The organism is Pseudomonas juntendi (genome assembly GCF_009932375.1).
Classification (GTDB): domain Bacteria; phylum Pseudomonadota; class Gammaproteobacteria; order Pseudomonadales; family Pseudomonadaceae; genus Aquipseudomonas; species Aquipseudomonas juntendi.
This window is the reverse complement of the sequence record NZ_BLJG01000118.1, coordinates 1-19,719: the sequence shown is the minus strand read 5'-3', so window position 1 is coordinate 19,719 and position 19,719 is coordinate 1. Positions and strand designations below refer to the sequence as shown.

18 protein-coding genes are annotated in these 19,719 nt (G+C 62.8%); 7 read left to right on the top strand and 11 right to left on the bottom strand.

From position 1 onward, the window contains the following. Nucleotides 1-133: 133 nt before the first annotated feature. The gene (locus tag GYA94_RS16705) at nucleotides 134-1,282 is read right to left on the bottom strand and encodes an NAD(P)/FAD-dependent oxidoreductase (RefSeq protein ID WP_161892735.1); all 1,149 of its coding nucleotides are present in this window, start codon (nucleotides 1,280-1,282) and stop codon (nucleotides 134-136) included. A gap of 16 nt (nucleotides 1,283-1,298) precedes the next feature. Next, on the bottom strand, nucleotides 1,299-1,466 hold the full coding sequence (locus GYA94_RS16700) for a rubredoxin (RefSeq protein WP_003253349.1): 168 nt from the start codon (nucleotides 1,464-1,466) through the stop codon (nucleotides 1,299-1,301). Nucleotides 1,467-1,656: 190 nt separating this feature from the next. On the opposite strand from GYA94_RS16700, the gene GYA94_RS16695 reads away from it, so the two are divergent. Further along, complete coding sequence (locus tag GYA94_RS16695; RefSeq protein ID WP_110676189.1) at nucleotides 1,657-2,214, top strand: chorismate--pyruvate lyase family protein; 558 nt, start codon at nucleotides 1,657-1,659, stop codon at nucleotides 2,212-2,214. Beyond that, nucleotides 2,214-3,104 carry a 4-hydroxybenzoate octaprenyltransferase gene (gene ubiA / locus GYA94_RS16690; RefSeq protein WP_054912421.1) on the top strand — a complete coding sequence of 297 codons (891 nt, stop codon included), beginning with the start codon at nucleotides 2,214-2,216 and terminating at the stop codon, nucleotides 3,102-3,104. The genes GYA94_RS16695 and ubiA overlap by 1 nt, the downstream gene beginning before the upstream one ends. Nucleotides 3,105-3,168: 64 nt before the next feature. Here the strand turns inward: ubiA and GYA94_RS16685 are convergent, their stop codons facing one another. Continuing rightward, nucleotides 3,169-3,537, bottom strand: coding sequence for a COG4315 family predicted lipoprotein (locus GYA94_RS16685; RefSeq protein WP_033690727.1), 369 nt, complete (start codon nucleotides 3,535-3,537; stop codon nucleotides 3,169-3,171). Nucleotides 3,538-3,710: 173 nt separating this feature from the next. On the opposite strand from GYA94_RS16685, the gene phoB reads away from it, so the two are divergent. The 3 genes from phoB to GYA94_RS16670 all read left to right on the top strand — a co-directional run bounded on the left by phoB (nucleotide 3,711) and on the right by GYA94_RS16670 (nucleotide 7,336). Beyond that, on the top strand, nucleotides 3,711-4,400 hold the full coding sequence (gene phoB / locus GYA94_RS16680; protein ID WP_003253341.1) for a phosphate regulon transcriptional regulator PhoB: 690 nt from the start codon (nucleotides 3,711-3,713) through the stop codon (nucleotides 4,398-4,400). Between the two features lie 170 nt (nucleotides 4,401-4,570). Then, the gene (gene phoR, locus GYA94_RS16675; RefSeq protein WP_054905391.1) at nucleotides 4,571-5,878 is read left to right on the top strand and encodes a phosphate regulon sensor histidine kinase PhoR; all 1,308 of its coding nucleotides are present in this window, start codon (nucleotides 4,571-4,573) and stop codon (nucleotides 5,876-5,878) included. A 117-nt stretch (nucleotides 5,879-5,995) separates the two neighbouring features. Beyond that, nucleotides 5,996-7,336 (top strand): hemolysin family protein, encoded by a 1,341-nt coding sequence (locus tag GYA94_RS16670; RefSeq protein WP_009684513.1) that lies wholly within the window; start codon nucleotides 5,996-5,998, stop codon nucleotides 7,334-7,336. 94 nt (nucleotides 7,337-7,430) lie between these two features. Here GYA94_RS16670 and GYA94_RS16665 read toward each other — a convergent pair whose 3' ends face one another. The 8 genes from GYA94_RS16665 to GYA94_RS16630 all read right to left on the bottom strand — a co-directional run bounded on the left by GYA94_RS16665 (nucleotide 7,431) and on the right by GYA94_RS16630 (nucleotide 17,847). Beyond that, the gene (locus tag GYA94_RS16665) at nucleotides 7,431-8,327 is read right to left on the bottom strand and encodes a peptidoglycan DD-metalloendopeptidase family protein (RefSeq protein WP_009684512.1); all 897 of its coding nucleotides are present in this window, start codon (nucleotides 8,325-8,327) and stop codon (nucleotides 7,431-7,433) included. 80 nt (nucleotides 8,328-8,407) lie between these two features. Then, nucleotides 8,408-9,304, bottom strand: coding sequence for a response regulator (locus GYA94_RS16660; protein WP_110676191.1), 897 nt, complete (start codon nucleotides 9,302-9,304; stop codon nucleotides 8,408-8,410). Nucleotides 9,305-9,466: 162 nt separating this feature from the next. Beyond that, a complete protein-coding gene (gene phoU / locus GYA94_RS16655) occupies nucleotides 9,467-10,237 on the bottom strand; it encodes a phosphate signaling complex protein PhoU (RefSeq protein WP_161892734.1) in 771 nt (256 codons plus the stop codon). A gap of 130 nt (nucleotides 10,238-10,367) precedes the next feature. Then, entirely contained in the window at nucleotides 10,368-11,201 is an 834-nt protein-coding gene (gene pstB / locus GYA94_RS16650; protein WP_009684509.1) for a phosphate ABC transporter ATP-binding protein PstB, read from the bottom strand. Between the two features lie 101 nt (nucleotides 11,202-11,302). Beyond that, entirely contained in the window at nucleotides 11,303-12,919 is a 1,617-nt protein-coding gene (gene pstA, locus GYA94_RS16645) for a phosphate ABC transporter permease PstA (RefSeq protein ID WP_174824186.1), read from the bottom strand. 71 nt (nucleotides 12,920-12,990) lie between these two features. Beyond that, nucleotides 12,991-15,279, bottom strand: coding sequence for an ABC transporter permease family protein (locus tag GYA94_RS16640; protein ID WP_110676196.1), 2,289 nt, complete (start codon nucleotides 15,277-15,279; stop codon nucleotides 12,991-12,993). A 138-nt stretch (nucleotides 15,280-15,417) separates the two neighbouring features. Further along, nucleotides 15,418-16,416, bottom strand: a complete 999-nt coding sequence (locus tag GYA94_RS16635; protein WP_009684506.1) for a phosphate ABC transporter substrate-binding protein PstS — start codon at nucleotides 16,414-16,416, stop codon at nucleotides 15,418-15,420. A 141-nt stretch (nucleotides 16,417-16,557) separates the two neighbouring features. Then, nucleotides 16,558-17,847 carry an MFS transporter gene (locus tag GYA94_RS16630; protein WP_161892733.1) on the bottom strand — a complete coding sequence of 430 codons (1,290 nt, stop codon included), beginning with the start codon at nucleotides 17,845-17,847 and terminating at the stop codon, nucleotides 16,558-16,560. 361 nt (nucleotides 17,848-18,208) lie between these two features. Here GYA94_RS16630 and GYA94_RS16625 point away from each other — a divergent pair, with 361 nt between their 5' ends. Both GYA94_RS16625 and GYA94_RS16620 read left to right on the top strand, forming a co-directional pair. Then, nucleotides 18,209-18,607 carry an acyl-CoA thioesterase gene (locus tag GYA94_RS16625; RefSeq protein ID WP_003253317.1) on the top strand — a complete coding sequence of 133 codons (399 nt, stop codon included), beginning with the start codon at nucleotides 18,209-18,211 and terminating at the stop codon, nucleotides 18,605-18,607. A 71-nt stretch (nucleotides 18,608-18,678) separates the two neighbouring features. Next, on the top strand, nucleotides 18,679-19,575 hold the full coding sequence (locus GYA94_RS16620) for a D-hexose-6-phosphate mutarotase (RefSeq protein WP_161892732.1): 897 nt from the start codon (nucleotides 18,679-18,681) through the stop codon (nucleotides 19,573-19,575). The last annotated feature ends 144 nt before the right edge of the window (nucleotides 19,576-19,719 follow it).

The window sequence follows — 19,719 nt, the reverse complement described above, 5'->3', positions numbered from 1 at the left end:
AGCGCTCAAGGCACCGCAGGCTCTAACCTGCGGCAGACGGGAGTGAGAATGGCACGTGGTTCGGGGCCGCGCCAGTATCTGAGCGGCCATTGTGCAGGCAACAACAGGACAAACCAGACAGAACGCCGGGCAATTACGCCATAACTGCAGGTAGCTGGCGGTTCAGCGCCAGCTTTTCCATGACCGCAGCCCCGGTCAGGGCGTAACCCAGCAGCCCGCCACCCGCATCGATGCACAGCACCTTCAGGTCATTGCCTTGCCCTTCGACCTGCCAAGTGCCTTCTCGCCCCTGTGGCGGTGGCGAAACCACCAGCGGGCAGGCCGGGGTTTTCACCGTGATCGGCATTGGCCCGTAGGCAACTGCCGTGGGCTTGCCGGCCAGGGTTTGGGCCAGTGCCCGTGCACAACTCATCAGTGGCATCACGTACAACAGGTTGATGCCGTCTACCTCGGCACAATCCCCGAGGGCGAAGATATTGGCGTGGGAGGTTCGCAGCTCACGGTCCACGCTGACGCCACGGTTGACCTGCAACCCGGCCGCGGCAGCCAGGTCGGTACGCGGGCGCAGGCCAATGGCCGAAACGACCAGGTCACAGCCAACCACGCTGCCATCCGACAGGTGCGCCTCCAGGCCGTGGGGCGCCTGCTGCAAGCGGGTCAGAACCGGCCCAAGGTGAAAGCGTACGCCCAGGTCTTGCAACCCACGTTGTACCGCGCCGGCAGCGGCCGGATGCAACAGGGTCGGCATGACCTGCTCGCATGGCGCTACCACGTCTACCTGAAAGCCCCCCAGGCTCATGTCGTTGGCAAACTCGCAGCCGATCAGGCCAGCGCCGAGAATCAGCACGCGTTGCTTGCCGGCGGCGGCAGCACGAAAGCGTGCGTAGTCCTCCAGGTCGTTGATGGGGAACACCAGGTGACTGGCATCGCCCTCAACCGGCACCTGCACGGTCTGCGCACCCCACGCCAGCACCAGGTCGCGGTATGCCACGGCCTCTTCGCCGATCCACAGGCGTTTGTGCCCAGGGTCGATGCCGCTGATGCGGGTATGGGTGCGGATTTCGGCGTTCAGCTGCTCGGCCATGGCACCGGCTTCGGCCATGCACAGGTCAGCGGCGCCCTTGTGCTTGGCATAGCCCATGGAAAGCATGGGCTTGGAGTAGGAACGACCGTCATCGGCGGTGATCAGCAGCAACGGCGTATGCGCATCGAGCTTGCGAAATTCGCGGGCCAGGTTGTAGCCCGCCAGGCCGGTACCGATGATTACCACAGGGGACGTCATGTCGTGCTTGCCTCGCTTAGCCGATGGAGATCATTTCAAAGTCGCTTTTGCCAACACCGCAGTCAGGGCATAGCCAGTCTTCCGGCACGTCCTCCCAACGGGTGCCAGGGGCGATGCCGTCGTCGGGCCAGCCTTCGGCTTCGTCGTAGATCAGGCCACAGACGATACATTGCCACTTTTTCATCAGGTTGTTTTCCTCGGGTCAGGCTGGGGCTTTGTGTTGCTGCTGACGGCCCTATGGCGGGTGAACCCGCTGCAACAGGGACCAACGCGCAATGCTTGGGGGCTTTGTAGCGGCCCTGCCCGCAGTATGCAAGCAGTCGGGGCAATCATGCTAAGCTCGCCGCCTCTCAGGTTGTAACAAGCAGACCGACGTGTCGTACGAATCCCCGCAAGCAGCCGCTGTCGCGTGGCTGCCGTATTCACGGCTGGCGACCGACATCGACCAGCCCACCCTTGACTGGCTGTTCGACGAAGGCTCACTGACCCGCCGCCTGACGCGCCTGGCCCACGATGACTTCTCCGTCACCCCTTTGTTCGAGGGCTGGCAGCCACTGCGCGCCGACGAATGCCAGGCATTGGGCATCGCTGTTGGCGCTGAAGGCTGGGTGCGCGAGGTGTACCTGCGCGGCCATGGCCAGCCGTGGGTGTTCGCCCGCAGCGTGGCCAGCCGCAGTGCCCTGGCGCGCGGCGGGTTGGACCTGGAACGCCTCGGCAGCCGTTCGTTGGGCGAGTTGCTGTTCTGCGACCAGGCGTTCATCCGCCACCCACTCGAAGTGTGCAGTTACCCACAGGCGTGGTTGCCGGCAGATGCCGCCCGGCCAGCGCTATGGGCCCGCCGCTCGCGGTTTGAACGTGACGGGCTGGACCTGCTGGTAGCCGAGGTGTTTCTGCCGGCGCTGTGGCAAGCAGCCCAGGAGGAAAACAGCTGATGTACCTGCAACTGCTCAAGTCGCTGAACCGCCTGCACCCGCGTGCCTGGGACTTTGTCCAGCTCAGCCGCATGGACCGCCCGATCGGTATCTACTTGCTGCTGTGGCCCACGCTGTCGGCGGTATGGATTGCCGGCAACGGCTCGCCGACCCTGGCCAACGTGCTGATCTTCGGCCTTGGCGTGGTACTGATGCGCGCCGCCGGCTGCTGCATCAATGATTTTGCCGACCGCAAGGTGGATGGCCACGTCAAGCGTACCGCCGACCGGCCCCTGGCCAGTGGCCGCGTGCGCCCGCGCGAGGCACTGGCCCTGTTCGCCATGCTTGTCGGGGTCAGTTTCCTGCTGGTGCTGTGCACCAATAGCCGCACCGTGTGGCTGTCATTCGGCGCGGTGGCGTTGGCGTTCTGCTACCCGTTCATGAAGCGCTACACCTACTACCCGCAAGTGGTGCTGGGGGCAGCGTACTCGTGGGGCATTCCGATGGCGTTCACGGCCGCTGGCGGCGAACTGCCGGCCAGTGCCTGGCTGCTGTATATCGCCAACCTGCTGTGGACGGTGGGCTACGACACCTATTACGCCATGGTCGACCGGGACGACGACCTGAAGATCGGCGTGAAATCCACGGCCATCCTGTTCGGTGAGGCCGACCGCAGCATCATCCTGACCTTGCAGTTGTTGTCGTTGGGCTGCCTGTTGCTGGCCGGTAGCCGCTTCGACCTCGGCGGCTGGTTCCATCTGGGGCTGCTGGGGGCGCTGGCGTGCTTTGCCTGGGAGTACTGGTCGACACGCAAGCTGGACCGCGAGTCGTGCTTCAAGGCGTTCCTGCACAATCACTGGGCGGGGTTGCTGGTGTTCGTGGGGGTGGTTCTGGACTACGCGCTGCGCTGACAGCGTGAGCACTCTACCTTGTGGGAACGGGCTTACCCCGCCCCCACAGGCCGATTGAAAGCCCTTACGGCTTGGCGACGTGCCAAACGTCTTTCATGCCGTCACCGGTCATATCGCCAGCCTTCTTGTCCTTGACGAAGGTATACAGCGGCTTGCCGTCGTAGGCCCACTGCATCTTGCCGTCGTCCCGCTTGATCTGCGTCCACTTGCCTTCGGCTTTTTCGCCGCCACTGGTCATCAAAGGCGGCCAGTTCTTGGCGCATTCGCCATTGCACATCGACTTGCCGCCGGTATCTTTGTCGAAGGTGTACAGGGTCATGCCGGCATGATCGACCCACATGCCATCCTTTTCCATTGCAGGTTGTGCCGAGGCCACCCCCGGAAGTGCCAGCGCAGTGAAAAGGGCCATCCAGCTCAGCGTATGTCGTGTCATTGGATTCACCATCGTTTCGGGGGGTAATGGGTTCGGGTTGCCAGAACCGCGGCCCTCTGTAGCCTAGTTCAGTCACGCAATGTCGCCAGAACGGCCAACGCCCTGTCACACAGCTGCAATAATTCCGTTATCTAATGCGGGCCAAGACACTGAATCCAGGAGAGGTTTTGAGCATGGTAGGCAGGAACATTCTGATCGTCGACGACGAAGCGCCGATTCGCGAGATGATCGCCGTTGCCCTGGAAATGGCCGGCTATGACTGCCTGGAAGCGGAAAACTCCCAACAGGCCCACGCGATCATCGTCGACCGCAAGCCGGACCTGATCCTGCTCGACTGGATGCTGCCGGGTACCTCCGGCATCGAGTTGGCCCGCCGCCTGAAGCGCGATGAACTGACCGGCGACATTCCGATCATCATGCTCACTGCCAAAGGTGAAGAGGACAACAAGATCCAGGGCCTGGAAGTGGGTGCCGACGACTACATCACCAAACCGTTCTCACCGCGCGAGCTGGTTGCGCGGCTCAAAGCCGTGCTGCGCCGCACCGGCCCAAGCGACAGCGAGGCACCGATCGAGGTCGGCGGCCTGCTGCTCGATCCGATCAGCCACCGCGTGACCATCGACGGCAAGCCGGCTGAAATGGGCCCCACCGAATACCGCCTGCTGCAGTTCTTCATGACCCACCAGGAACGCGCCTACACCCGTGGCCAACTGTTGGACCAGGTGTGGGGCGGCAACGTCTATGTCGAGGAACGCACGGTCGACGTGCACATCCGCCGCCTGCGCAAAGCGCTGGGTGAGGCCTACGAGAATCTGGTACAAACCGTGCGCGGCACCGGCTACCGCTTCTCGACCAAGAGCTAGCTGCAAGCTGCAAGCTGCAAGCTGCAAGCTGCAAGCTGCAAGAAAGAGCATGTAGCATCAGGCTCGAAAAGGACTATCAGCACCACTGATCCGCTTCATCTTGAAGCTTGCAACTTGCAGCTTGCAACTTGCAACTTGCAACTTGCAGCCGGATCCGAAGGACCCATCAATTGAACCAGAACTGGCACGCGACACTGATTCGCCACCTGCTGTTGCTGATCAGCATCTGCCTGATCGGCGGGCTGATCAGCGGCTACTATGGCTGGAGCCTGGCCATTGGCCTGGCACTGTACCTGGCTTGGACCCTCAAGCAACTGCTGCGCCTGCATGACTGGCTCCGCAACCACCAGCCCGACGAGGCGCCGCCCGACGGCTATGGCCTGTGGGGCGAGGTGTTCGACAGCATCTACCACCTGCAGCGCCGGGACCAGCGTGTGCGGGGCCGCCTGCAAGCGGTGATCGACCGCGTGCAGGAGTCCACCGCTGCGCTGCGGGATGCGGTGATCATGCTCGACAGCGACGGCAACCTGGAGTGGTGGAACCGCGCCGCCGAGACCCTGCTGGGCTTCAAAACTCCACAGGACGGCGGCCAGCAAGTCACCAACCTGGTTCGCCACCCGCGCTTCAAGGAGTACTTCGAGGCAGAAAACTACCTCGAACCGCTGGAAATCCCCTCACCGATCAACGACCGCATGCGGCTGCAGTTGCACATCACCCGCTACGGCAACAACGAGCACTTGATGCTGGTGCGCGACGTCACCCGCATTCACCAGCTGGAACAGATGCGCAAAGACTTCGTCGCCAACGTGTCGCACGAATTGCGCACACCGCTGACCGTCATCACCGGCTACCTGGAAACCCTGCTGGACAACGTCGAGGACGTGAACCCGCGCTGGCGCCGGGCCTTGCAGCAGATGAGCCAGCAAGGCTCGCGCATGCAGACGCTGCTCAACGACCTGTTGCTGCTGGCCAAGCTGGAGGCCACCGATTATCCGTCGGACAACCAGCCAGTGCCGGTCGATGCCCTGCTGGCCGCCATCAAGAACGACGCCCAGGCGTTGTCTGGGCCGCGCAACCAGCGCATTACGCTGGAAGCAACCCCCGGCGTGCAGCTCAAGGGCAGCGAGTCGGAGCTGCGCAGCGCCTTTTCCAACCTGGTGTTCAACGCCGTCAAATACACCCAGGATGAAGGCGATATCCGCATCCGCTGGTGGGCCGATGCCCAGGGCGCGCATTTGTCGGTGCAGGACTCTGGCGTGGGCATCGATGCCAAACACCTGCCACGCCTCACCGAGCGCTTCTACCGGGTGGATTCCAGCCGGGCCTCGAATACAGGCGGCACCGGGCTGGGGCTGGCCATCGTCAAGCATGTGCTGATGCGCCACCGCGGCAAGCTGGAAATCAGCAGCGTCCCGGGGCATGGCAGTACCTTCATCTGTCATTTTGCCCCGGCACAATTGGTCAACAGCAAGGTCTGAGCAACGCAGGGCCCTTTGCTTTTGCAGCCCCAGCCGCTACATTGGATCCCCTGTGCCAGCAAGAGCTGGCACTTTTTTTCTCTCCATTTCTAAGACGGACCCCGTAAAAACTCCATCATGGACCCTTCCCCTGGTATCAGCCTCAGTTCGTTATTCGCCGATTTCGGCATGATCATCTTTGCCTTCCTGCTGGTGCTGCTCAACGGCTTCTTCGTTGCTGCAGAGTTCGCCATGGTCAAGCTGCGCGCCACCCGCGTTGAGGCCATTGCCGAAGAGCATGGCTGGCGCGGCAACATTCTGCGTAAAGTGCACAACCAGCTGGACGCTTACCTGTCAGCCTGCCAACTGGGTATCACCCTGGCCTCGCTGGGCCTGGGCTGGGTCGGTGAGCCGGCGTTTGCCCACCTGCTGGAACCACTGCTGGCGTATTTCGGCGTCGATTCACCCGAACTGATCAAAGGCGTGTCGTTCTTCGTCGCCTTCTTCGTCATTTCGTACCTGCACATCGTTGTCGGTGAGCTGGCCCCCAAATCCTGGGCCATCCGCAAACCGGAGCTGCTGTCGCTGTGGACTGCCGTACCGCTGTACCTGTTCTACTGGGCCATGTACCCGGCCATCTACCTGCTCAACGCCAGCGCCAACACCATCCTGCGCATCGCCGGCCAGGGCGAGCCGGGGCCGCACCACGAGCACCATTACAGCCGTGAAGAACTGAAGCTGATCCTGCACTCCAGCCGTGGCCAGGACCCAAGCGACCAGGGCATGCGCGTGCTGGCTTCGGCCGTGGAAATGGGCGAGCTGGAAGTGGTCGACTGGGCCAACTCGCGCGAAGACATGGTCACCATCGACGCCCATGCGCCGCTGAAGCAGATCCTGGCCCTGGTGCGCCGCCACAAGTTCAGCCGCTACCCGGTGTACGACGCCGAGCGCGAGGAATTCACCGGCCTGCTGCACATCAAGGACCTGCTGCTGGAGCTGGCGGAGCTGGAGCACTTGCCCGAAGCCATCGACCTGGACGACCTCGCCCGGCCGCTTGAGCGCGTATCGCGCCACATGCCACTGGCCCAGTTGCTGGAGCAGTTCCGCAAGGGTGGTGCGCACTTTGTGCTGGTCGAAGAAGCCGATGGCAAGGTGATCGGCTACCTCACCATGGAAGACGTGCTGGAAGTGCTGGTCGGCGATATCCAGGACGAGCACCGCAAGACCGAACGCGGCATCCTCGCCTACCAGCCGGGCAAGCTGCTGGTCCGTGGCGACACGCCGCTGTTCAAGGTGGAGCGCCTGCTGGGGGTGGACCTTGACCATATCGAGGCGGAGACCCTGGCTGGCCTGGTCTACGAGACGCTAAAGCGCGTGCCTGAAGAAGAAGAGGTGCTGGAAGTCGAAGGGCTGCGGATCATCATCAAGAAGATGAAAGGGCCGAAGATCGTGCTGGCCAAAGTGCTCAAGCTGGATTGATGGCCATGGGGCTGCCGCGCAGCCCCTCTCGATTTGCGTATACCTGTAGGCGCGGCCTTGTGTAGCGATGGCCTGCCAAGCAGGCCCGACGCTCTCAAGGGTTACCCGCAGTGAAGTCCGGCAAGCCGCTGAGCGGCCTGTCGAACCGGTAAGGGATCGACTCCAGCGCCAAGCCTACGTTGCGCTGTACCACGAAATGCAGGTGTGGCCCGGTGCTGTTGCCGGTATTGCCCGACTTGGCCAGCATCTGCCCCTGGCGCACCCGCTGCCCCTCCTTCACCACCACCGAGTCGCGCATCAGGTGCAGGTACACGCCCATGGTGCCGTCCGAGTGCAGCACCCTGACAAAGTTGCCCGACGGGTTGGGCTCGCGCCCGCTCTGGCCATTCTGCGTTTTCACCACCACCCCTTCGCGCGCCGCGATAATGGTGGTGCCTTCGGGCATGGCGATATCCATGGCATAGCGCCCCTTCGGCCCGAAATGGCTGACACGGCCATTGGGGCCTTGGGTCACGCGGAATGGCCCGCCAAGCCACGCGAACCCGTAGCGGAAGCCCTGCGGCCGCTTGCCCGGGTCACCCATGGCCTGCAGCAGGGTCGAGCGGTAATTCAGCAACAAACCGGGCCGCCCCCTCAGCACGCTGAGCATTTGCGTGGTGCCCGGTGGCAGCAGCCGGCGCACGATACGCGGGGCGTCACCGCCCTGGGCGTTCACCAGGTTGTCCAGGCGCAGCTCGACCTCGACCGGAACATGCAGTTGGTTGCGTGCCGAAAAGCTCACACCGCCGTTGAACACTTTCGCGTTCAGGAACACTTGGCCTTCGAGCGTTTCGACCATGGGCTCAAGCAAATTCAACGGCCTGGCGCCAGGGCCGGGGCGGTCGGAATAGGAAATGACACCGGACTCGTCGGTGCTCTTGTAAAGGGTCACACCCAGGCTCGACGCCGAGGCCATGAACAGTGCACAGAACAGCAGCAGGCGCCCGGGCATGATAGTGGCTTTTTGACAGTTGAGGTCTGTCGAAGCCTAGCAGCAGGTTTAACGGCAAGTGTTGCAGTTGGTCGGATGGCTCAGGCCCCTGGGGTGAAATGCTTCTGCGCGGTGCCACGGGCAATCAGCCGCGACAGGTAATCGAGCTTCTGCGCATCCTGGTCGACGAACTTGAAGGTCAGTTGCAGCCAGTCGCTGTCCGGCTTGGGCTCCAGCGCCGCGACGGCGTGCAGATAGCCGTTCAGGCGGGCGACTTCGGCGCTTTCGCCTTGCTCCAGGTCCAACACTGCACCTTCCAGCACCTGTGGCAGCACATCGCCGCGGCGTACCACCAGCAGCGCCTCTTTCAGGCTCAACGCCTTGATCACGCACGGCTGCATGCCACCGGCCAGGCGCAGTTGCCCTTGGCCCCGACCGGTCGGGGTGGCCGCGGCCGGCGTGGGCGCCTTGGCCGCTGGCCTGGCAGCAGCCGGTGCCAGTGCCGGCGCTGCAACCTTTACCGCCTCCGGCTTGCCGGCAGTCAGCGCACTCAAGGAGTCGTTGGCGAACGCCGGGTTGGCGCGCGCCGGGGCGATGGCCATCAGGCTGTCGAGCTTGCCGATCTTGGTCAGGGCCTTTTTCACCTTGGTCAGCAACTGCTCGTTGGTGAATGGCTTGCCGACAAAATCGGAAACACCGGCCTGGATCGCCTGGATGACGTTTTCCTTGTCGCCACGGCTGGTCACCATGATGAACTGCAGCTGCTTCAACGCAGGCTGCTGCCGGCACCAGGTGAGCAGTTCCAGGCCCGACATCTCGGGCATTTCCCAGTCGCACAGCACCAGGTCGAACGCCTCCTTGCCCAGCATGGCCATGGCCTTGCGACCATTGACGGCATCGTCGATCGTCATGCCCGGGAAGGCACTGCGCAGGCACTTGCGGACCAGGTCGCGGATAAACGGGGCGTCATCCACGACCAGCACATTCACTTTACTCATCGAAACTCCTTCTGAACCCGACTAGCCTACTGCCAAATACTGGCTACTTGCTACCACCTGGTAACGCCGGGCGTTCATCCGATCGTTCGCGGGTGCCTGCCGGCTCTCGGCCGTAAACGAAAACGCCCGGCCAAGGCCGGGCGTCGCTGCTCGGGGGCAACCTTACTTATCGTCAGATTCACCAGGAACATTAGCCTTTTCGCCATCGGTGGGCGCGGTGCCCTGCACTTCTGCAGTCATTCGCTTGAGGCCCATGTGACGCACATCGGTACCGCGGACCAGGTAGATCACCAACTCGGAGATATTGCGTGCATGGTCGCCAATACGTTCCAGCGAGCGCAGCACCCAGATCACGCTCAGTACCCGCGAAATCGAGCGCGGGTCTTCCATCATGTAGGTCACCAGTTCACGCAGGGCGGTCTTGTACTCCCGGTCGATGGTCTTGTCGTACTGAGCCACGGACAGTGCCAGGTCGGCGTCGAAGCGGGCAAAAGCGTCCAGCGCATCGCGGACCATGTTGCGCACCTGGTCACCGATGTGGCGCACTTCCACATAGCCCCGTGGCGACTCGCCTTCTTCACACAGCTGGATGGCCCGGCGGGCGATCTTGGTCGATTCGTCACCAATGCGCTCCAGGTCGATCACCGACTTGGAGATACTGATGATCAGGCGCAAGTCGGAGGCCGCCGGCTGCCGACGGGCGAGGATACGCAGGCATTCCTCGTCGATATTGCGCTCCATCTGGTTGATCTGCTCGTCAACCTCGCGCACTTGCTGGGCCAGGCCCGAATCGGCTTCGATCATCGCGGTGACCGCGTCGTTGACCTGTTTTTCAACCAGCCCGCCCATGGCCAGCAGGTGGCTGCGCACCTCTTCCAGCTCGGCGTTGAACTGCTGGGAAATGTGGTGGGTAAGGCTTTCTTTGTTGATCATGCTGTCGCTCCGCGAAGTTGCTAGCCGCTAGCTGCAAGCTTCAAGTGGTTCGTGTCGTTCCCTGGCTCCGCGCTAACCGCTTCATCTTGCAGCTTGCAGCTCGAAGCTTGCAGCTGCGCCAAAGGCGCTCTTAGCCGTAGCGACCAGTGATGTAGTCTTCGGTCTGCTTCTTCGCCGGGTTGGTGAACAGGGTATCGGTGTCGCCAAACTCGACCAGCTTGCCCATGTACATGAACGCGGTGTAGTCCGAAACACGGGCAGCCTGCTGCATGTTGTGGGTCACGATGACGATGGTGTACTTGGCTTTGAGTTCGTAGATCAATTCCTCGACCTTGAGGGTCGAGATCGGGTCCAGCGCCGAGCACGGCTCATCCAGCAGCAGCACCTCAGGCTCCACGGCGATGGTGCGGGCGATGACCAGGCGTTGCTGCTGGCCACCAGACAGGCCCAGGGCCGACTCGTGCAGGCGGTCCTTGACCTCGTCCCACAGCGCCGCGGCCTTCAACGCCCACTCGACGGCCTCGTCGAGCACGCGCTTCTTGTTGATGCCCTGAATGCGCAGGCCATAGACCACGTTTTCGTAAATGGTCTTGGGAAACGGGTTGGGCTTCTGGAACACCATGCCCACACGGCGGCGCAGCTCGGCGACATCTTCGCCCTTGCGGTAGATGTTGTTGCCATACAAGTTCACGGCACCCTGCACGCGGCAACCGTCAACCAGGTCGTTCATGCGGTTGAACGTGCGCAACAAGGTCGACTTGCCGCAGCCGGAAGGGCCGATGAACGCCGTCACGCGCTGCTTGGGGATGTTCATGCTGACATCGAACAAGGCCTGCTTGTCGCCGTAGAACAGGCTCAGCCCCGGTACCTCGATGGCCACGGTTTCTTCGGCCAGGCGCAGGCCCTGCTTGCTGCGGCCCAGGGCAGACATGTCGATGCCGTGGGTGTGGGATTCGTTCTGCATGGTTGACTCCGTTTGTAGCTGCAAGCTTCGAGCTGCAAGCTGCAAGTTTGGGCAAAGCGGCAATCTGCTTGGAGCTTGCCGCTTGTGGCTTAAAGCTTCAATCAGCTGTCCAGCGCCTTGTACTTTTCGCGCAGATGGTTGCGGATCCATACCGCCGACAGGTTCAGGGCCGCGATCACCAGCACCAGCAACAGCGCCGTGGCGTAGACCAGCGGCCGCGCGGCTTCTACGTTGGGGCTCTGGAAGCCGACGTCATAGATGTGGAAGCCCAGGTGCATGATCTTCTGGTCCAGGTGCAGGTACGGGTAGTTACCGTCAACCGGCAACGACGGCGCCAGCTTCACCACACCCACCAGCATCAGCGGCGCCACTTCGCCCGCAGCGCGGGCCACGGCGAGGATCATGCCGGTCATCATCGCCGGGCTGGCCATGGGCAACACAATCCGCCACAGCGTTTCGGCCTTGGTCGCACCCAGCGCCAGCGAGCCTTCACGCACCGTACGCGGGATGCGCGCCAGGCCTTCTTCGGTGGCCACGATCACCACAGGCACTGCCAGCAGCGCCAGGGTCAGCGACGCCCACAGCAAGCCTGGTGTACCCAGGGTTGGCGCGGGCAGCGCTTCGGGGAAGAACAGGCGGTCGATCGAGCCACCCAGCACATACACGAAGAAACCCAAGCCAAATACGCCGTAGACGATCGCCGGCACCCCCGCCAGGTTGTTCACGGCAATGCGGATCAGCCGGGTTACCGGCCCCTGCCTTGCGTATTCACGCAAGTAGACTGCCGCAAGCACGCCGAACGGGGTGACGATCACGGCCATGATCAGGGTCATCATCACGGTACCGAAGATGGCCGGGAAGATGCCGCCCTCGGTGTTGGCTTCACGCGGGTCGTCGCTCAGGAATTCCCAGACCTTGGCAAAGTAGGTGCGCAGCTTGGTAAAAGCAGACATGCCGTTTGGCTGGAGGGCATGCACCACCTTGTTCAGGCTGATTTCCACTTCACGGCCGTTGCCATCGCGGGCCACCAGGCTGTCACGCGCGAGTGCCTGGTGCAGGCCGCCGAGGCGCGCTTCGATAGCCTGGTAGCGGCTGTTCAGTTCGGCGCGCTCGGCGTCCATGTCCGCCTGGGCGGTAGCGTCCAGCTTGCCGTCCAGCTCCAGCTTGCGGGCGTGAAGCCGCAGCCGCTCCAGGCCATGGTTGATGGCCCCGATGTCTTTCTTCTCCAGTTGCTGCAATTCACCGTTGAGCTGGTTGGCACGCTTGAGCCGCGCTTGCAACTCGCTCCAGGCAGCCGGGCCTTCGGCAACCACCCGGCCCTGTTCCTTGACGCTGACCAGGTAGCCATAGAAGTTGCCCCACTCGCGGCGCTCCAGGGCCATCAGGTCGGCCGGGCGCTGCTCGTCGACCAGCCAATCGCCGACCACCCAGGTGAAATCGCTGCCATAGAGGTCGCGGTTACCCACCTTGATCAGTTCACGGCTCATGAACTCCGGGCCCTGGTCCGGTACCGGCAGGCCGGCACCTTTGAGGCGGGCACGCGGCACGTCCTCCTGCTGCACCACTTCGCCAATCACCACCTGGCCAGCCTGGCCCGGCACCTGGTAGGTGGCCTGCACCAGGTCGGCCGGCCAGAAGTGGCCCAGGCCGCGCACGGCGATGACCGCCAGCAGGCCCACGGTCATGATCACCGCCATGGCCACTGCGCCGCCGCTCATCCAAACACCGGGGGCGCCGCTCTTGAACCAGCCTTTGAGGGAATCCTTTTTCACGGATCGCTACCTTTCTATCAAAGCGACGAGTATTTCTTGCGCAGACGCTGGCGAATCAGCTCGGCCAAGGTGTTCATGACGAAGGTGAACATCAGCAGTACCAGCGCGGCCAGGAACAGCACGCGGTAGTGGCTGCCGCCGACTTCCGATTCGGGCATTTCCACGGCTACGTTGGCGGCCAGGGTGCGCATGCCCTCGAACAGGTTCATTTCCATCACCGGCGTATTGCCGGTGGCCATCAGCACGATCATGGTTTCGCCCACTGCGCGGCCCATGCCGATCATCAGCGCCGAGAAGATGCCCGGGCTGGCAGTCAGGATGACCACGCGGGTCAGGGTCTGCCAGGGGGTGGCGCCCAGCGCCAGCGAGCCCAGGGTGAGGCTGCGCGGCACGCTGAACACGGCGTCTTCGGCGATGGAGTAGATGTTGGGGATGACCGCGAAGCCCATGGCGATGCCGACCACCAGGGCATTGCGCTGGTCATAGGTGATGCCCAGATCGTTGGTGATCCACAGGCGCATGTCGCCAGCAAAGAACCAGTTTTCCAGGTGCGGGCTCATGGCCAGGGCGAACCAGCCGATCAGCAGGATTACCGGGATCAGTATCGCCGCTTCCCAGCCGTCAGGTACACGCAGGCGGATCGCCTCTGGCAGGCGGGTCCAGGTGAAGCCCACCAGCAGAATGCCGAACGGCATCAGCAGGAACAGGCTGAAGACCCCCGGCAGGTGACCTTCCAGGTAGGGGGCAAGGAACAGGCCGGCGAAGAAACCGAGGATCACCGTCGGCATCGCCTCCATCAGTTCGATCACCGGCTTGACCTTGCGCCGCATGCCCGGGGCCATGAAGTAAGCGGTATAGATGGCGGCGGCGACCGCCAGCGGGGCTGCCAAGATCATGGCGTAGAACGCGGCCTTGAGGGTACCGAAGGTCAGCGGCGACAGGCTGAGCTTCGGCTCGAAGTCGGTGTTGGAAGCGGTCGACTGCCAGACGTACTTAGGCTCGTCGTAGTTCTCGTACCAGACCTTGCTCCACAACGCGCTGAAGGAAATTTCCGGGTGCGGGTTGCGCAGGCTCAGCGGCAGCAGCTTGCCGCCTTGTTCGATGATGATGCGGTTGGCGCGCGGGGACAGGGCCAGGATGCCCGGGCCTTCGGCGACGGGTTCGACCAGCAGCGTACGGTGCGCCGTACTGTGGAACACTCCAAGCTGGCCGTTCGCGTCCAGCGCGATGAAGCCCTTGCGGCGCTCTTCGGCGTCGATCTGCACGATCGGTGCCTTGCCCAGCTGGAAGGTACGGATCTGCTTGAGGCGCGATTCGCCATCCGGGTCGCGGGCCATGAACCACTGGGCCAGGCCACCCCTGGAGTCACCGACGATCAGCGAAATGCCGCCCACCAGTTGCCCCGTGGCGGTCACTTCGGTGTCGGCACTGTCGGCCAGTTTATAGCGGCCGTTGAGGCTCTTGTCGCGCAGGTTGAACACGTCGGCCGTGGCCCGGCCGTTGATCACGTACAGCCAGTGCTGGCGCGGATCGATGAAAATGTTCTTCACCACCTCGGTCATCTGCGGCAGGACGATGCGGTTCTGCTCCGTGGTGACTTCTTCGGTCAGCATGTTCTCGCTACGGGTCAACTCCAGCACCTGCAGTTGCGCACCGGTGGAGCCGGCCAGCACCAGGGTGTCACCGTTGGCATTGACGCTCACGTGCTCCAACGCACGGCCCTGCTCGTCGAGCACGAATGGCTGCTCGCCGTAGGGGTAGTCGATGCTGGCGGTAATCGCCTTTTGGTTGTCCGGGTAGGTGATCTTGTAGGCGTGGTGGAACACCAGCGCCTGACCGTTGGACAGGCCCAGCACCACCAGCGGGCTGCCCGGCTGGTCGGCCCCGATCGAGGTGACCTGGGTACCGGCTGGTACCGGCAGGTCGATGCGCTTGAGCGCTTGGCCGGTCTTGGCATCGAAGAACAACGCCTGGCCTTTGTCCGAAACCCGCATGCCCACCAGGTTCTGCTCTTCCAGCGCGATCATCAGCGGCTTGCCGGCATCCTGCTGCAGCCAGGTTGGCTGCAGGGCTTGCTTGCGCGTCAGCTCGGCGCCCTGGAACAGCGGCAGCACCACATAGGCCAGGTAGAAGAAGATCAACGTAATGGCGGCCAAAACGGCAAGGCCGCCCACCAGCACATACCAGCGGGTCAGGCGGTCCTTGAGCGCGCGCAAGCGGCGCTTGCGTTGCAACTCGGGCGTATTGAAATCAATGCGCACGGGCTGGGGTTTTTGGGTCATGTTGGAGTTGGCCAGATCATTCATGCGCACACCCTAGCTGTCCCGTGTGACAAAAACATTACAAAATAGTGACGCGCGAAAGCCCGCCGCACAGGTTACCTGGCTTCGGGCCGGGAATTCGTGGACGAGGCCGGGCGGTGGCACCGGCCTCCCCGCAATTAGTTACTGCTTGGCAACACTACCGGCATGGGACAGGCCCAAATCTGCCAAGGTCTTGTCGACGACCTTGGCCGGCAGCGGGATGTAGCCGTCCTTGACCACCACCTGCTGCCCAGCCTGCGACAGCACCAGCTTGACGAACTCGGCTTCCAGCGGCGCCAGTGGCTTGTTCGGCGCCTTGTTAACGTACACGTACAGGAAGCGCGACAGTGGGTAGGTGCCGTTCAGGGCGTTGGCTTCGTTGTCTTCAACGAACGCGCTGCCTTCTTTCTTGGCCAGGGCTACGGTCTTGACGCTGGCGGTCTTGTAGCCGATGCCCGAGTAACCGATGCCGTTGAGCGAAGAGCTGATCGACTGCACGACCGAAGCCGAACCGGGTTGTTCGTTGACATTAGGCTTGAAGTCGCCTTTGCACAGGGCCTCTTCTTTGAAGTAGCCATAGGTGCCGGAAACCGAGTTGCGGCCGAACAGCTGGATCGGCTTGTTGGCCAGGTCGCCGGTCACACCTACATCACCCCAGGTCTTGACCTCGGCCTTGCCCCCACACAAGCGGGTCGAGGAGAAGATGGCATCGACCTGCGCCATGGTCAGGCCCTTGATCGGGTTGTCCTTGTGCACGAACACGGCCAGGGCGTCGACTGCAACGGGAATAGCGGTCGGTTTGTAGCCGTACTTCTGCTCGAAGGCTTGCAGCTCGACGTCCTTCATCTTGCGGCTCATCGGGCCGAGGTTGGCAGTGCCTTCGGTCAGCGCAGGTGGCGCGGTGGAGGAACCCGCCGCCTGGATCTGGATGTTTACGTTCGGATATTCCTTCTTGTAGGCCTCGGCCCACAGCGTCATCAGGTTGGCCAGGGTGTCGGAACCGACGCTGGAGAGGTTGCCCGAAACACCGGTGGTCTTGGTGTACGTCGGGATCGCAGGATCGACAGCGGCCACCGCGTTGGCGGTTGCAACGCCAGCGGCGGCGAACGTGAGGGCCGCCATCAAACGCTTCAGTTTCATGCCTTGCTCCTAGCAGGAATATTGGGGTGCTGGATGGAACGGGCCCCAGTATCGGCAGGCCGCATGAACACGATATGACCTAATTGTGACAAATGGATTAAAGGCCATCATTCGTAGGGCCGCGCCACGCGGCAGCGCAGCTCAGCGTTTGTTGGCGAGCAGATAAACCCCTACGCCCAGCCCGACGGCACACAACCCCGCCACATAGTAGGCCGGCGCCATGGGGCTGATCTTGAGCAGCGCCGTCACCACCATCGGCGTCAGCCCGCCAAAGATCGCGTAGGCCACGTTGTACGAGAACGACAACCCACTGAAGCGCACCACCGCCGGGAACGCCTTGACCATCACATAAGGCACCGCGCCGATCACCCCCACGCACAGGCCGGTTACCGCATACAGCGGGAACAGCAACTCGGGCCGGGTTGGCAAGCTGTGGTAGAAGCTCCAGGAGGTTATCAGCAGCAACAGGCTGCCAATCACGAACACTCGGCCCGCGCCAAATCGGTCCGCCAGGCTGCCAGCGCTGATGCAGCCGAAGCTGAGCAGCACGATGGCCAGGCTGTTGGCCTTGAGCGAGTCGGTGGGGCTGATGTGGTAGATGCTCTGCAACAGCGCCGGGGTCATCAGGATGAGCACGACGATGGCCGCCGACAGCATCCAGGTCAGCAGCATCGACAAGATGATCGCGCCACGATGGTCGCGCAGCACCGCACGCAGCGGTAGCTCTTCTGCCAGGGCCTTGCGCTGCTGCATCTCGGCGAATACCGGCGTTTCGTGCAGCCAGCGGCGCAGGTAGACCGAGAACAGGCCGAACACACCACCCAGCAGGAAGGGGATGCGCCAGGCGTAATCCGCGACTTCTGCAGGGCTGTAGACCGTGTTGATCAGCGTGGCGACCAGCGACCCCAGCAGAATGCCCGAAGTCAGGCCGGCCGTGAGGGTGCCGCAGGCGTAACCGGTGTTACGCGCCGGTACGTGCTCGGAAACGAACACCCAGGCGCCCGGCACTTCCCCTCCGATCGCAGCGCCCTGGATAACCCGCATCAGCAGCAGCAGTATCGGTGCCCACAGGCCGATCTGGGCATACGTTGGCAGCAGACCCATGATCAGCGTCGGCAGGGCCATCATGAAAATGCTCAGGGTGAACATCTTCTTGCGCCCGAGCAGGTCGCCAAAGTGGGCCATGATGATACCGCCCAGCGGCCGCGCCAGGTAACCGGCCGCGAAGATGCCGAAGGTTTGCATCAGGCGCAGCCACTCGGGCATGTCGGCGGGGAAGAACAGCTTGCCGACCACCGTGGCGAAGAACACGAAGATGATGAAGTCGTAGAACTCCAGCGCCCCGCCCAGTGCGGACAGTGAGAGGGTCTTGTAGTCACTGCGGGTCAGCGGCCGCGAGGGCTGCTCGATACTGCTCGGCACGGAAGTCATCGCTGGTTGTTCTCTTTGTAGGGCATGCAGGCCGCTGGGCGCGCGGCTTCTGGATTGGGAGACCAGCGAAGATAGCAAATTGCCGAGGCGTGCTGATAGCGCTACCAAAACCCTACAGATATTCACGAATGTACGGTCGTCGCTGGCCGTTATGCTCTATATACTGGCAACTCGTAGGAAAAGGTTGCGCCTAACGTGGGATGTTGTGCGAAAACGCCGGTCTTTATTGTCAGGCGGTTTCGCAGAGTTTCCCTACGGCCGCCCAGTGAAACGAAATCGGCGTAGTATGTTTCAAGCTGAATCGTTTACCCGGCCCTTGCGCCACACCAACGAAAGCGTCACGGGTCAGAGGCCCCATCGCATGATTGAGCTCGAACAAGAAGATCCTATCCCGCAGGGCGACCTGGCCTTGCAGATCACCGCCCTGCCGCGGGAAACCAACGGCTTTGGCGACATCTTCGGCGGCTGGCTGGTCGCCCAGATGGACCTGGCCGGCACTGCCATGGCCAGCCGTGTCGCCGGTGGCCGGGTAGCCACCGTGGCCATCGACCGCATGGCGTTCCTCGTGCCGGTCGCCGTGGGTGCGCAGCTGTCGTTCTATACCCAGACCCTGGAAATCGGCCGTAGCTCGATCCAGATGATGGTCGAAGTGTGGAGCGACGACCCGCTGTCCAGCGAATGGCGCAAGGTCACCGAGGCGGTATTCGTCTTCGTCGCCATCGACGGCAGCGGCCGCACGCGCTCGGTGCCTCGTCGCTGAGCCTTGCCGGCGGTAAACTCATTGCAGGTGCCCGGGTCCAAGGCCCACTGGCAATCAATGAGACAAGTGCAATGGCAACCTTCCAGGTCGTAACCGAGCAACATGGCGAACTGAACTGCTGGCGTATCAGCAGCGACCACGCCGAACTCCTGATCGCCCAACAGGGCGCACAGATCCTCAGCTACCAGCGGGTGGGCGAGCCGCCACTGCTGTGGCTGAGCGACCAGGCCATCTTCGGCAAGGGCAAGTCGGTGCGCGCCGGGGTACCCGTGTGCTGGCCGTGGTTCGGCAACCTGCAGCGTAACCCCCAGGCTGTGCAGGCCATGTACAACGGAGCGCAGGCGCCTGCCCACGGCCTTGCGCGCGCCCGAGACTGGCAATTGCTGGGTATCGAGGAAGTCGGCCAGCAACTGCAGATCGAATTCGCGCTGCCAGAAGCGCAGGGTCAACTGCCCGACTGGCCGCATTCAGTCGAACTGAAACTGGTGATAGCGCTTGGCGCGGACCTGAAACTGAACCTCACCAGTCGCAACGTGGGCACTGCACCCGTCACCATCAGCCAAGCCCTGCACAGCTACTTTGCGGTCAGTGACGTGCGCCAGGCCCAGGTCGAAGGGGTAGAGGGGCTGAGTTACATCGAAACCTTGGCTGACTGGCAACAGCGCCAGCAGCAGGGGCCGCTCACGTTCACCGGGGAGACTGACCGGATCTACCTCGGTGCCCCGCAAACGCTGAGCATTGTCGACGCGCACTGGAAACGGCGGATAACCCTGACCAGCAGCGGCTCGCGTTCGGCGGTTATCTGGAACCCCTGGACCGAACGGGCCAGGGAGCTGTCGGACATGGCCGATGAGGGTTGGCAACGGATGCTGTGCATCGAGACGGCGAATGTGTGGGATGACCTGGTGGAGTTGAAGCCTGGGGCCAGTCATTCGCTGGGCGTGGTGCTGGCTAGCGAAGCGCTTTGAGTACCCGGGACCGCTGCGCGGTCCTTTCGCGACACAAGGCCGCTTGTGTCTTGAGAGGGGATTAGAATCTGCAGCCGCAGGTGCCTAGAGCACGAGCAGGAGCAGAAGCTGTCATTCACCGTTCCACTTGTGGGAGCGGGCGTG

Bases quoted from the DNA above. Each gene is read 5' to 3' on its own strand.
- GYA94_RS16660 (WP_110676191.1), bottom strand. From the start codon at position 9,304: ATGAGTAAAGTGAATGTGCTGGTCGTGGATGACGCCCCGTTTATCCGC.
- GYA94_RS16670 (WP_009684513.1), top strand. From the start codon at position 5,996: ATGGACCCTTCCCCTGGTATCAGCCTCAGTTCGTTATTCGCCGATTTC.
- ubiA (WP_054912421.1), top strand. From the start codon at position 2,214: ATGTACCTGCAACTGCTCAAGTCGCTGAACCGCCTGCACCCGCGTGCC.
- pstB (WP_009684509.1), bottom strand. From the start codon at position 11,201: ATGCAGAACGAATCCCACACCCACGGCATCGACATGTCTGCCCTGGGC.
- phoU (WP_161892734.1), bottom strand. From the start codon at position 10,237: ATGATCAACAAAGAAAGCCTTACCCACCACATTTCCCAGCAGTTCAAC.
- GYA94_RS16700 (WP_003253349.1), bottom strand. From the start codon at position 1,466: ATGAAAAAGTGGCAATGTATCGTCTGTGGCCTGATCTACGACGAAGCC.
- GYA94_RS16640 (WP_110676196.1), bottom strand. From the start codon at position 15,279: ATGAATGATCTGGCCAACTCCAACATGACCCAAAAACCCCAGCCCGTG.
- GYA94_RS16630 (WP_161892733.1), bottom strand. From the start codon at position 17,847: ATGACTTCCGTGCCGAGCAGTATCGAGCAGCCCTCGCGGCCGCTGACC.
- GYA94_RS16620 (WP_161892732.1), top strand. From the start codon at position 18,679: ATGGCAACCTTCCAGGTCGTAACCGAGCAACATGGCGAACTGAACTGC.
- GYA94_RS16705 (WP_161892735.1), bottom strand. From the start codon at position 1,282: ATGACGTCCCCTGTGGTAATCATCGGTACCGGCCTGGCGGGCTACAAC.
- pstA (WP_174824186.1), bottom strand. From the start codon at position 12,919: ATGAGCGGCGGCGCAGTGGCCATGGCGGTGATCATGACCGTGGGCCTG.
- GYA94_RS16625 (WP_003253317.1), top strand. From the start codon at position 18,209: ATGATTGAGCTCGAACAAGAAGATCCTATCCCGCAGGGCGACCTGGCC.
- GYA94_RS16635 (WP_009684506.1), bottom strand. From the start codon at position 16,416: ATGAAACTGAAGCGTTTGATGGCGGCCCTCACGTTCGCCGCCGCTGGC.
- GYA94_RS16685 (WP_033690727.1), bottom strand. From the start codon at position 3,537: ATGACACGACATACGCTGAGCTGGATGGCCCTTTTCACTGCGCTGGCA.
- phoB (WP_003253341.1), top strand. From the start codon at position 3,711: ATGGTAGGCAGGAACATTCTGATCGTCGACGACGAAGCGCCGATTCGC.
- GYA94_RS16665 (WP_009684512.1), bottom strand. From the start codon at position 8,327: ATGCCCGGGCGCCTGCTGCTGTTCTGTGCACTGTTCATGGCCTCGGCG.